This window comes from Chloroflexota bacterium (assembly GCA_020850535.1).
GTDB lineage: Bacteria > Chloroflexota > UBA6077 > UBA6077 > JACCZL01 > JADZEM01.
Window position 1 is genome coordinate 1 of record JADZEM010000098.1, and the last position, 12,599, is coordinate 12,599.

Annotated in this window: 10 protein-coding genes; 8 read left to right on the plus strand and 2 right to left on the minus strand. The window is 69.2% G+C overall.

Features of this window, described 5'->3' with window-relative positions; translation table 11 throughout:
• Positions 1 to 702 precede the first annotated feature (702 nt).
• On the minus strand, positions 703 to 3,894 hold the full coding sequence (locus IT306_13965; GenBank protein MCC7369530.1) for an efflux RND transporter permease subunit: 3,192 nt from the start codon (positions 3,892 to 3,894) through the stop codon (positions 703 to 705).
• Between the two features lie 322 nt (positions 3,895 to 4,216).
• Here IT306_13965 and IT306_13970 point away from each other — a divergent pair, with 322 nt between their 5' ends.
• Complete coding sequence (locus tag IT306_13970) at positions 4,217 to 6,514, plus strand: CoA transferase (protein MCC7369531.1); 2,298 nt, start codon at positions 4,217 to 4,219, stop codon at positions 6,512 to 6,514.
• 15 nt (positions 6,515 to 6,529) lie between these two features.
• Here IT306_13970 and IT306_13975 read toward each other — a convergent pair whose 3' ends face one another.
• Positions 6,530 to 6,889: a cupin domain-containing protein gene (locus tag IT306_13975; GenBank protein MCC7369532.1), complete on the minus strand. Its 360-nt coding sequence runs from the start codon at positions 6,887 to 6,889 to the stop codon at positions 6,530 to 6,532.
• 234 nt (positions 6,890 to 7,123) lie between these two features.
• Between IT306_13975 and IT306_13980 the strand changes: the two genes are divergently transcribed.
• The 7 genes from IT306_13980 to IT306_14010 form a co-directional block, all read left to right on the plus strand.
• A complete protein-coding gene (locus IT306_13980; protein MCC7369533.1) occupies positions 7,124 to 7,882 on the plus strand; it encodes a response regulator transcription factor in 759 nt (252 codons plus the stop codon).
• A 288-nt stretch (positions 7,883 to 8,170) separates the two neighbouring features.
• Positions 8,171 to 9,340, plus strand: coding sequence for a nitrite reductase, copper-containing (gene nirK, locus IT306_13985; protein MCC7369534.1), 1,170 nt, complete (start codon positions 8,171 to 8,173; stop codon positions 9,338 to 9,340).
• 80 nt (positions 9,341 to 9,420) lie between these two features.
• Positions 9,421 to 9,927, plus strand: a complete 507-nt coding sequence (locus IT306_13990) for a cupredoxin domain-containing protein (protein ID MCC7369535.1) — start codon at positions 9,421 to 9,423, stop codon at positions 9,925 to 9,927.
• Positions 9,914 to 10,270, plus strand: a complete 357-nt coding sequence (locus tag IT306_13995) for a DUF2249 domain-containing protein (protein MCC7369536.1) — start codon at positions 9,914 to 9,916, stop codon at positions 10,268 to 10,270. The genes IT306_13990 and IT306_13995 overlap by 14 nt, the downstream gene beginning before the upstream one ends.
• A 229-nt stretch (positions 10,271 to 10,499) precedes the next feature.
• Positions 10,500 to 11,015: a decarboxylase gene (locus IT306_14000; protein ID MCC7369537.1), complete on the plus strand. Its 516-nt coding sequence runs from the start codon at positions 10,500 to 10,502 to the stop codon at positions 11,013 to 11,015.
• On the plus strand, positions 11,012 to 11,635 hold the full coding sequence (locus IT306_14005; GenBank protein MCC7369538.1) for a hypothetical protein: 624 nt from the start codon (positions 11,012 to 11,014) through the stop codon (positions 11,633 to 11,635). The genes IT306_14000 and IT306_14005 overlap by 4 nt, the downstream gene beginning before the upstream one ends.
• 168 nt (positions 11,636 to 11,803) lie before the next feature.
• On the plus strand, positions 11,804 to 12,599 hold a 796-nt coding region (locus tag IT306_14010), incomplete at its 3' end, for a transposase (protein ID MCC7369539.1).

Sequence of the window (12,599 nt, forward strand, 5' to 3'; positions counted from 1 at the left end):
CCGCCTACCGTCACGCCGTCGCTGCGCGACGGCCGCAGGGAACGGCAGGCACTGGTGCGACTGGAGCGTCGCGCAGCGACTGCAGGATCGTAGGCGGGGCTTTCAAGCCCCGACGCGGCGGCACGACCCGCCCAACGTGCAATCGCCCGGACGAATCAGTCAGGGCGATGGCATGTTCATTGGTGTCCCCGAAGCATCATGGAACGGGTGGTCGGGGACTGAAGTCCCCGCCTACAGTCACGCCGTCGCTGCGCGACGGCCGTGGGGAACGGCAGGGGCTGGTGCGACTGGAGCGTCGCGCAGCGACTGCAGGATCGTAGGCGGGGCTTTCAAGCCCCGACGCGGCGGCACGACGACATCAACATGCAATCGCCCTGGGCGCCCGCCGCTTTTCTTGGCAGGCTACGAGCAGGCTCGGTATAGTCCGCCAAATCTCGGCCGCCCCCGGCGGCCTGCGAGGAGACGGCGTGGACGACCTGCACATGGCGTGGCTCTTGTTCGGCTGGCTGGTGGCGTTCTGGGCGGGGAAGGACCTCCACGCGCGCTACGTCGAGTGGCGCAAGGCCGAGAACGAGGGCTAGCCGTCATCCTCCAAACGCGCCGGCGGGCCAGGACGACGGAATCTACATGGCACGTGTCGGAGGTTGTCTCTGCGATGCGTGCCCGCGGTTTCTCAGATTGGACCTGGTTAGGTCGAGATTCTCAGCGACCGGCCGTCGTGGGGGCGGCTGACGCGCGCCCGTCCGCGCTGCGTCGGCCGTCCACGGACTGCTGCAGCCCACCGCGCCAGCCAGGGCGGCCGGCCCCTCGGCGGAACAGGCCCACCAGCCACACCCCGAAGGAGTCGAAGTAGGTGTAGGCGACTGGCACGTAGACCAGGGACAGCAACGTGTTGGTCAGCATGCCGCCGACCAGCACCGCTCCGAGCGGCGCGCGCCCCTCCCCGCCTTCGCCAAGCTTGAGCGCCACCGGCAGCATGCTGAAGATCAGCACGGCGGAGGTCATCAGAATCGGGCGAAGGCGGCTCTGGCCGGCCTCCTCCAGTGCCGCTATCCGGTCCATGCCTTCCTGGCGCAGATGGTTTGCACGGTCCACCAGCAGAATGCTGTTCTTGCCGACCAGCCCGAACAGCGCGATCAGGCCGATGAACGTCGGGAGGCTCAGGGTCTGGCCGAAGACCAGCAGCCCCAGGAACGCACCGACCGTCGCCAGCGGCAGCGCCGTCTGGATCAGCAACGGCTGAAGCCAGTTCTCGTAGAGGATCGAGAGCACCATGAACATCAGGATCACCGAGGCGGCCAGCCCCAGCCCAAGCTGCGTGAACGATTCCTGCTGCGTCTGAGCCGTCCCCGCCAGCTCCCAACGCGCACCGGCCGGCAGATTCAGGCCGTTCAGCGTGCGGGTCGCAGCCTCTGTGGCCGCGCCCAGGGGCACGCCATTCGGCTGCGCGCCGAGCGTCGCGGTCCGCTGCCGATTGACTCGCGTGATGCGCGTCGGCTTCTGGTCGGTGGAGACGGTGGCAACCTGTCGGAGGGTGACCGGGATGCCCTGCCGTTCGACCAGGGGCAGGCTGCCGATAGCATCGACATTCGAGCGGACCTCGGCCGGCAAGCCGACCCGCACGTCACGGTCCTGCCCGCCCGGCTCGGTCCATTGTCCGACAACGGTCCCTTCCAGCGCCACGCGCACCAGATTGCTGACGGCCTGCGCGGTGAGGCCGAGGTCCTGAAGCCGCGCGGCCTGTGGTGTGACGGTCGCCTCGGGGCCAACGGCGAGGCTGCTCGTCACGTCGGCCAGCTCGGGCTGCGCGGCGAGCTGTTGCTGCGCCGTGGCGGCAAGCTGGGCCAGTTGATCCAGGTCGCTGGCGAAGACGTTGAGTTGCAGCGGCTGGCCCGTCCCGCCTGCGCCGCTGGCCGCGACCCGCGTCCGCAGATCCGGGATCAACTCCGCGCCGGCATCGGCCACCACGCGCGCGATCTCCTGGCTGGTCCGGACCCGGTCCTTCGGGCCGGTCAGCGCCAGCGTCAGGGTGATCAGGCGCGGATCCTCGTTTGCCTCGGCCCGCCCGACCTGGGTGTACACCGTCTGAACGTCCGGGAAGTAGGTCTTGTCGAGGACAATCGACTCCCAGCGCTGGGCCGCCCGTCCGGACGCCTCCAGCGCGGTCCCTGGCGGCAGCTCACCCACGACGGAGGCCGTCGTCGCGTTGGTCTCTGGGACGAACTCCGTGCCGATGAACGGCAGAATCAGGGCGTTGGAGAGAAAGACCAGGCCGGTCAGACCGATCACTGCCAGCCGGTGCCGCAACGACCAGGAGAGCAGGCGAGCGTAGCCCCGCGCCATCCGCTGGTACAGCGGCTCCCACGACTGGGCGATGCGTGTCAAGAACGAGCGCCCCTCGACGGCCGCCAGCCAGCGCGAGGCGATCAACGGTGTCAGCGTGAAGCTCACCACCAGCGACGCCAGCACCGCCGCCACCATCACGATGGCGAAGCTCCGCAGGAACGCCCCCACGATGCCACTCAGGACGATGATCGGTCCCCAGACGGCCACGTCCACCATCGTGATCGCGATAGCCGCCATGCCGATCTCGCTGCGCCCCTCGATGGCGGCCGTCTGGGGATCTTCGTCGCGCTCCAGGTGGGAGTGGATGTTCTCCAGCACCACAATCGAGTCGTCCACCAGCACGCCGATGGCAGTCGTCAGGCCGATCAGGCTGATGTTGTTCAGCGTGAGGCCCGTCAGCTTCATGACGATCAGCGCGATCAGCAGCGAGATCGGGATCGCGATCAGGACGATCACGGTCGAGCGGAGGCTGTGCAGGAAGAAGAACAGCACGACGCCGGTGATGATCGCGGCGAGGATCAGCTCCTCCTCGACGCCGCGCACCGTCTGGCGGACCGTCGTGCTCTGGTCGATGATCGTCTCCAGGCGATACCCGCTCGGAAGCTGGCTCTGGAGCTGGGCGATCAGGGGCTTGAGCTCGTCCACGGTCTGGGCGATGTTGGCGTTGGACTGCTTGTAGACCAGCAAGCCAACTGCCGACTGACCGTTGACGCGCAGGATCTGCTGGGCCTCCTCGCCGGCCACCGAGATATTGGCCACGTTCGCCAGAGTCAGGCCGACCGGAGCCGACGAACCAGCCGCGCTGACGGGCACGTTTCCGAGGGCCGTCAGGTCGGGGCCGCGCGTGCTGATGCGGACTGGCGCTTGCTGCGTCGCGCCAGCATTCGTGAAGCGCCCGCCGGCCGTGCTGACGAACTGACTCTGCACGGCGCTGGTGACGTCGTTGACGGTCAGCCCGTAGGCACGAAGTCGATCCGGCAGGATGTCAACGTGGACCTCGGGCGCCTGCCCGCCGACCACCACGACCCGCCCGACGCCGCTGCCCGTCTCCAGGTTCGGCCGCACGATGTCGTCGGCCACGCGGTACAGCTCGAGCGGGTCGGGCGTGCCCTCGCCGGTGACCGCGAGATTGAGCACGGCGACATCGTTGAAGTCGAGCTTGGCGTAGCTCGGATCTTCGACTTCAGGTGGCAGGGTACTGCGAATGCCGCTGATCCGCTGCTGCAGGTCGCCGGCCGCCACATCCACATCCGTGCCGTCCTGGAACTCGACGACGATGCTCGCCACGCTCGTCTGCGAGTTGGACGTGATCGTCTTGATGCCGCCCAGGCCGGCCACGGCGTCCTCGATCGGACGTGTGACGCTCTCCTCGACGGACTCGGCGCTGGCCCCCGGATACGGCGCGGTGATCGTCACGATGGGCACGTTGACCTGGGGATTCTGCTCCAGGCCCAACGTGAAGTACGCTGCGACGCCGAAGATGACCACGGCGGCGGTGATGGTCAACGCGATGACGGGGTGAAAGACGGCGAGTCGCGTCAGTTTCATTGAGAGGCCTCTTGCAGAACGCATCCGGGTGTTGCAGCACGAGGCCGAAGGGCGGGCGCCAGGACGGCAGGCCCGGTCGGCGTAGCACGATCTCAGGATGCAAGGTCCATGCCCCCATTGCCCTTCAGATAGGACATCATCCGTACCGCGAGCGGCAGCGAGTCGGACCGTCAGCATGCGGGTCCACCCGCTGCCGCTCGTGGTACGGAAGCCCGACGGCCGCCAAACTGAACGGAGTTGAGTTCGTGCCCCTGCGCCGCGCGGTCAGCCGCCGCTCGCGTACAATGGCGGGACCACGCCATCTCGTTGCGGGGCAGTGTCAATGCGGCCACTGGAAGGCATCCACGTCGTCGAGTTGTCCACCGGCATCGCCGGGCCGTACGCCGGCATGCTGCTGGCGGACTATGGCGCGGAGGTCGTGAAGGTCGAGCCGCCAGCCGGCGATCCGGCCCGCCGCCTGCCCGGCTTCGCGATGTGGGGCCGCAACAAGCAGAGCATGGTGCTCGACCTGACAGGTGTGGCTGACCGGGACCGGCTCGGGCACCTCCTGGCCGGAGCGGACGTCTGCATCACCCCGGATCTCGCCCCGATCGGTGCGGCCGGAGCGGCCAATCCCGGCCTCGTCGTCCTGCACATGCCCCCGTACCATCCCGGCGAGACGCCCTGGGCCGGCGGCGAGGAGTCGCACGGGCTGCTCTCGGCGAGCGGTGGCCCGTCCTGCCGCCAGTCCTCCTTTGACGGCAACCCCATCGAGCTGATCTACCCCGTCGCGCTGTACCAGCAGGGCGTGTGGGGGGCAGCCTGCGCCACGGCGGCGCTGGTCGAGCGGCAGCGCTCTGGACTCGGGCAGGTCGTGACCGTCTCGGGGCTGCACGGCGTCATCGCCAGTTGCCCCGGCTCGTTCGTCATCGACCCCGGCCAGCCCGTCGCCACGACGGATGTCGGCCCCGGCGGACGCCATCCGACCTACACGACCTATCGGTGCGGCGACGGCGAGTGGCTGTTCCTGGCGGCGCTGACCCCCAAGTTTCAGGCCAACGCCTTCAAGACGCTCGGGGTGGGGGACATCCACGCCGATCCGCGCATCGAGAACGCTCCGAGCCGGATGATCGAGCCGGCGAACCGCGTCTGGATCCGCGAGAAGCTGTCAGAGGCGTTCGCCAGCCGCCCGCGCGACGCCTGGCTCAACGCGCTGGAGGTTGGCGACTGCCCGGCCGGCCCCCTCTTCGAGCGCGATGTCTGGCTCGATCACCCGCAGATCGACGCCAACGAGCTGCGGATCACCCTGGACGATCCCGAGCGCGGTCCGGTCATGATGCCGAGCCTCTGCATCGGGCTGGAGGCGACGCCCGGCCAGATCCGGACCCCCGCCCCGCGCCTCGGCGCGCACACCGAGACGGCCGGCCGGTGGTCTCCTCGGACGGCCGCCGTCCCGATGTGGACGCCGCCGCCCGATGAACGCCCGGTGGAAGCGGACGGCCGGGGTCCGCTGGCCGGCATTCGCGTCCTCGATCTCGGCACGATCCTGGCCGGGCCATACGCCGGCTCGCTCCTGGCCGGCCTCGGCGCGGACGTGATCAAGGTTGAAGCGCCGGCCGGCGACGCCTTCCGCGACACCGGCTTCGTCTACAACCGGGGTATGCGCGGCCTCGCCATCGACCTTCGCCAGCCAGGCGGGCAGCGCGCATTCCACCAGCTTGCCGCCCACGCCGATGCCGCGATCGACAATTCGCGGCTCGGGGTCGCAGCCCGCCTCAAGGCCGACTACCGCTCGTTGGCCGCCATCAACCCTGGCATCGTGACGCTCTCGATTGCCGGGTTCGGCGAGAACGGGCCAGAGGCGCACCGTCCGGCGTTCGACCCCGTGCTGCAAGCGATGAGCGGCATGATGCGGGCGCAGGGCGGCGACAGTGACCCGCTGTTCTTCACGATCCCCGTCAACGACGTGGTGGCGGCGGTCACGGCGGTCCTGGCCGTCTGCCTCGGGCTGTACCATCGGGGCGTCAGCGGCAAGGGGCAGCGCACCTGGACGTCGCTGGCAGCCTCGTCCCTCACGATGCAGTCTGGCGAGTTGCTGCGCTTCGAGGGCAGAACGCCGGCCCAGCGTGGCGCGCGCGACTTCAACGGTCCGGACTGCGCGGACCGCTACTATCGGGCGTCGGACGGCTGGCTGCGAGTCCAGGCCCCTGACCTGGCGGCCCTGACCGAGGCGCTGGAGCTTGGAGTCAGCGGCCGGGAGGCGAGCGCCGCAGACATCGAGCGGCGGATCGCCGCGCTGCCACGCATGGCCATCCTCGAGCGACTCCGCTGCGCCGGCATCCCGGCGGTGGCCGCCTGCCAGCCGCTGGATCTGGCCAGCGACCCCGCCCTGGCCGACGCCGACCTGCTGCTGGAGTGCCAGTTCCCGGACGGTCGACCGTACCTCGTGCCCCACCGCTACGCCCGGTTCAGCCGGACGGAGCAGGCTGGCATCTGCGAGCCGCCGGGCATCGGACAGCACAGCCGGGCGGTGCTGGCTGAGGCCGGCCTGCCGGAGGGGGAGATCGAGCGGCTCGCTGCGGACGGCACGATCGTCGACGGGCAGCCGTTCGTGCTGACAGCCCTGGTCAACTACCGCTGAGCCGCGCCGGCGGGGTCAGGCGTCGGCGGACGGCGGCAGCAGCGTCAGTTGGAGCACCAGCGGCGTGACCGCGCAGACGCTGTGCGGCAACCCGGCCGCCATGTGGACGAACGCGCCCGGGCCAGCCTCAAACGACTCGCCGCCGAGGGTCAGACGGGCCTGACCCGCGAGCACCTGGAGCAGGGCCGGGCGGGCCGACGTGTGCTCTGAGAGCTCCTGGCCGGCGTCGAAGCCGAACAGGACGACCTTGATCGAGTCGTCACCGTAGACCGTGCGGCTCAGCGTGCCGTCCGGCGGGATCTCGACGGTCTGCGTGAGGTCCGCAAGGTAGAAGAACGGTTGGGCTACGACGGAGGACGGTGCGGTACCGGTCATGTTCGCGTTCCTTGGACTGGCGATTCGCGGACGTGCCGCCCGCGTGTGGTATCACCACGATGCGCCCGGACCATGGCCACGCACCACACCCGAACGGGTAGGGAACACGCGCCTGCGCGCGCGCCCCACCTGAACGAGTGATGCGCTGCGAGGCGTGCGTCCCTGCGCGGACCGGATCCTGTGAGGGGATGGCGGCCGCCCTGGCGCGGCCGTCGAGCGGGCAGGAGGGGGACTATGCTGCGTGTGGCGCTCGTGGACGACCATCGACTGCTGCGCGAGGGGCTGAAAAGCTACCTGATGAGTAACGGCGTCGAGATCGTGGGCGAGGGCGGCACCGGCCGCGACGGCCTGCGACTGGCCCGCGAGGTCCGGCCGGACGTGCTGCTGATGGATCTGAGCATGCCGGAGATGGACGGGCTGGAGGCGACCCGCCTGATCAAAGCCGAGCTGCCGGAGCAGGTCATCGTCATCCTGACGGCATCCGAGGCCGAGGCGGACGTCTTCGAAGCGGTCAAATCGGGCGCACAGGGGTACTTGCTCAAGGATCTCCCGCCGGAGCAGCTTATCGGCCACCTGGAGGCCGCGGCGCGTGGCGAGGCCGCGCTCTCGCCGGTCCTGGCCGCGAAAATCCTGGCGGAGCTGGCGAGAACGGCCCGGAACGCCGCGCCAGGAACGACCACGCGCCCCCTCTCGCCGACCGGCCCCACGCCGGAAGCCCACGCGCCTGCTCCGGCCGTGCCGCCACGCGCGCCCGCTGGCCCGGACGGCGCGCCCGCCGACGAGGTCGAGCCGCTCACGGCCCGCGAGCGCGAGGTGCTGGCCCTGGTCGTCAAAGGTGCGTCGAACCGCGAGATCGCCGAGGCGCTGGTGGTCTCGGACAACACCGTGAAGTACCACCTCAAGAATATTCTTCAAAAGCTGCACCTGCACAACCGGGCGCAGGTGGTCGCCTACGCGCTGCGCCGAGGCATGGATCAAGCGACCGGCGGATGAGCCACCGGCCAGCAGGTTGCCCTGCCACGCGCCCTTCCGCACACGGCCACGCGCCCTTCCGCACACGGTCACGCGCCCTGCCCATCTGACGCGACGAGCCCGATACGACCTACCAGACACGCCGTGCCGGACGCGACCTACCCGCGCCCCTGCCACGTCCCACCCTGACGTGTAGGCCGGAAACCACCCTCACGGGTCGGGCGAGTCGGGCGAATCTGCGCAATCCTCTCATCAAGCACTGCTGACGCCGGCCGCCAGGGCCAGCCGCAGGCCAGAGAGAGGATAGAGATGAGCAGCACGACCGTCGCTGTGATTGGTGGACTCACCGCCGGGATCGTAGGCGGGGCGCTCTTCGCCGCCAGCCTGGTGGCCCGCCCGCAACCCCTCGGACCGTCGGTTACGGTCCCCCAGCCGGGCGGCCCGGCCATCAACGTGCCCCAGGCGCCGGCCCCTGACGTGGCCGTCACCACCGCCAACGCCGTCGGCACCGCCGTTGCGACGATCAAGAATCGACCGTCAGCGGCCGGCCTGACCGCCCTGGCGCAGCCGAAGATCGAAGCGCCGATCCCACAGCGCGGACCGCAGCTGGTCAAGTACGAGGTCGAGACGACCGAAGTCACGGCGATGATGGATGACGGCGTCGCCTACACCTACTGGACGTTCGGCAGCACCGTCCCCGGTCCGATGCTCCGCGTGCGGCAGGGCGACACCGTCGAGCTGACGCTCAAGAACTCCCCGACCAGCAAGGTCTCGCACAGCATCGACCTGCACGCGGTGACCGGCCCCGGCGGCGGCGCGAAGGCGACCCAGCTGGCCCCGGGCGAGTCCGCGACCATCCGCTTCAAGGCGATGAACCCTGGCGTCTACGTCTACCACTGCGCGACGCCGCTGGTGCCGCACCACATCGCGAGCGGCATGTACGGCCTGATCGTGGTCGAGCCGCCGGAGGGCCTGCCGCCCGTTGACCACGAGTTCTACGTGATGCAGGGCGACTTCTACCTGGATGGCGACCGCACCGAGGCTGGCGTCCACGACTTCGCCATGCAGAACATGACCGACGAGCACCCCAGCCACATCGTGTTCAACGGGTCCGTCGGCGCGCTCACCGGGCAGAACGCGCTCAAGGCGAAGGTCGGCGAGAAGGTCCGCATCTTCTTCGGAGTCGGCGGCCCGAACATTACGTCGAGCTTCCACGTCATCGGCGAGATCTTCGACCGTGTCGCCCCCGAGGGCGCGCTGAGCGACCACCAGCGCAACGTCCAGACGACCCTGGTGCCGGCTGGCGGCGCGACGATGACCGAGTTCACCGTGGACTACCCCGGCACCTACGTCCTGGTCGATCACAGCCTCGGTCGGATGACCAAGGGCGCGGTCGGCATGCTCGATGTCGAAGGCACGGCCAACCCCGACGTCTTCGAAGTGCTGCACACCCCCGGCCACGACGCCCCCGGCCATTGATCGCTCGCTGATCGCTCATCGAACACGGACAGGCGGCCCGCCCCCGAACGCGCGGCGGCGGGCCGAGGAGGAGCACGACGATGAATCGCATCGACTTCAGTGGCGTGATGATGGCGCTCCTGACCGGCTTCATTCTCAGCGCAGGCATCACCGGATTCCTGATGTCCGCGAACGGCATCCAGTTCCCGATCCCGGCCCCGCGCGCTGGCATCATGGCCGCTCCTGGTATCGCCGCCCCGGCCGTGCAGGTGCAGACGCAGGCCCAGGCCGCGCCCGGTGCTGCGCTGGCCCCGGTCGAGATCAAGGTGCAGGCCACCGATCTGAAGTTCGGCCCGCCGACGCTCCAGGCGAAGGTCGGCCAGCCGGTCAAGATCGTCCTGGAGAACAAGGGCGCCATCGAGCATGACATCGCCTTCCCGACGCTCAAGGCGAACAAGCCAGCGGCGGACCTGAAGGCCGTTGCGCGGACCGGCCAGACGGCGACCCTGGAGTTCACCCCGACGGCGAAGGGCGTCTACGAGTACGTCTGCACGATCCCTGGCCACAAGGAAGCCGGCATGAAGGGCACGATCAATGTCACAGACTGACCTCGCGCAGGTCATCCTCGGATCGTGCACGTGCCGTGAGCTGCAGTCTGAGCGAGCAGTGGCACACGGGGAGGCGACGCAGGAGGGCGCCACCGATCCCACCCCCACGTCCGACCGTCGCACCCTCGATGTGACCCAGCTGACGCCGCCGCTGCCGATGATCAGGATTCTGGAAGCGCTCCGAGACCTCGGCCCCGAGCAGACCCTGGTGGTGCGGCACAACCGCCGCCCGACCCATCTCTACCCGAAGCTCGACGCGCTTGGCTGTCACTACCAGACCGTCGAGGACTCGCCGGGCAACGTCGAAGTCTGGATCACCGCACGAACAGCAAAGGCGTCCTGACGGGACTGCTCCACGGCTGAACCCCGCGCCCATTCCACCGCCCGCGTGCCTCTCTTCAGCAGCAGCCCTCGGTCATGCTGACCCGGGGGCTGCTGCTGTGTACGCCGACGAGCGCTCGCCGTCAGGCTACACTTGGGTGGACACCCCATCGGCACGGGGGATCGGCAGGCTGGCGAGCCATCCAGGGCTGACCTGCTGCGTCGATCACCATACGACTCCAGCGAGGGAGATGTTGTGTATGGCATGGGCTGAAACCGTGCTGGCGTGCCTCAAAGCGAACCGGGTTGACACCATCGTCCACATCCCGGACACCGTCCTGACCGGCCTGATCCGCCAGCTTGACGCCGATCCGTTCTTCGACGTGCTCATCCCGACCCGCGAGGAGGAGGGCGTCGCGATCCTGGCCGGAGCGTACCTGGGCGGTAAGGGCGGTGCGCTGCTGATGCAGAACAGCGGCCTGGGCAACTGCGCCAACATCCTCGGCTCGCTGACGGTGCCATACCAGTTCCCGATGCTCATGCTGATCTCGCAGCGCGGCGAGCTTGGCGAGTTCAACACGGTCCAGGTCGGCATGGGGCAGGCGCTGCGGCCCACGCTCGACGGCCTCGGCATCCAGCACTTCACGCTGGAGCGCGAGGAGGAGGTCGAGCGCATCATGACGGGGGCGATCAAGCTGGCGTTTTCTACGGACCGGCCCATCGCCGTCATCGTCTCGCCGCTGCTGTCAGGAGGGAAGTCGCTGTGAGCGGGACCGCACGGACCGAGAACCTGATCGACCGGCAGCAGCTTGCACGGGCCTTCGTGGACGCGCTGACCGACCAGCTGGTGGTGACGGGCATCGGCAACGCCACCAATGATGTCTTTGCGGCGGGGGATCGGCCCCAGAACTTCTACATGCGCGGCTCGATGGGGGCCGGCGTGCCCATCGCCTTCGGGCTGGCGCGGGCACGGCCCAACGACCGGATCGTCTGCATCGAGGGCGACGGCTCAGTGCTGATGAACCTGGGCGCGCTGGCGACGGTGGGCAGCTACCGCCCGAAGAACCTCGCCATCGTGATCCTGGACAATGGAGCGTACCAGATCACCGGTGGCCAGCCGACGCACACGGCGTCGGGCATCGACCTGGCGGCGGTGGCGCGCGGCTGCGGCATCACGAGCGCCGCCCGGGTGGACTCGATGACGGACTTCATGGCGCACCTGAGTCGGATGCTCGACACGGCGGGTCCGCACGTCCTGGTGGCCTCCGTGGACCGCAAGCTTTCGGACCCGAAAGCGTACCAGCCGCGCCGCCCGCCACTGATCAAGTACCGGTTCATGGACACGCTCGGGACGCTGGAGGACGTGGACCGGCTGACCTGGGAGTAGGCAGCCGGCTCTGGGCGCAGGCAGCCGGCTCTGAGCGTAGGCAGCCCGATCGAGCACATCGACGAAGCCCCTGGCCCGACCGGTCAGGGGCTTCGCATTGTCCTCGGAGCCCAGGGCGCGCCGCGAGCTTGAGGTTCTGGGGAAGGCCAGCAGTGAGCCAATGGGTCGGTGAAGCAAGCAACGGCGCTGCTAGCTATCACCCGATCCGGGACGTTCGCGGCAACGACCGAAGCGGCCAGAACTGCATCAACAACGCCAGCCCCACCGTCCCTGAGGCAGAGCTGCGGGATCGACAACGCGCTCCGGCGGCTGGCGGAGCGGGCGCGGCCGGCCTACGAGGCGATCGGCGCCGAGGTCCGGGCAGGTCTGGTGATCGGCTCGGACGAGACCGGGGCGCGCGTGGCCGGCACGACGGCCTGGCAGTGGGTGTTTCAGACCCCCGAGGCCAGCTATCACGTGATCGTGCCCCGGCGGAACGACGAGGTGCTCGCGGCCTTCCTCGGAGAGACGCGCCCCGAGACCTGGGTCTCGGACCTCTGGAGCCCGCAGCTCCAGGTCGACGCCGACACCCACCAGCTCTGCCTGTCGCACCAGATCCGGAACCTGACCTACGCCGTCGAGGCGGACGGCTACGCCGGGCGCGTCTGGGTGATCGAGCTGCGCCACCTGTTCTGGCGGGCCATCCATCTGCACGGCATCCGCGACACTCTGACGCCCGACGCGTTCACCCGGCGCCGACGCCGCATCGAGAACACCATTGACCGCGGCGTCTTCCGGACCTTCCTCCCTGACCAGCCCGACACGGCGAACGCCCGCCGCCTCCAGGCACGCTATCACGAGCACCGCGCCAGCCTGTTCGTCTTCTTCGACCGCCCAGACGTCCCACCCACCAACAACGCCTCCGAGCAAGATCTCCGCCCCTCGGTCATCCACCGCAAGGTCACCGGCGGCTTCCGCTCCCAGC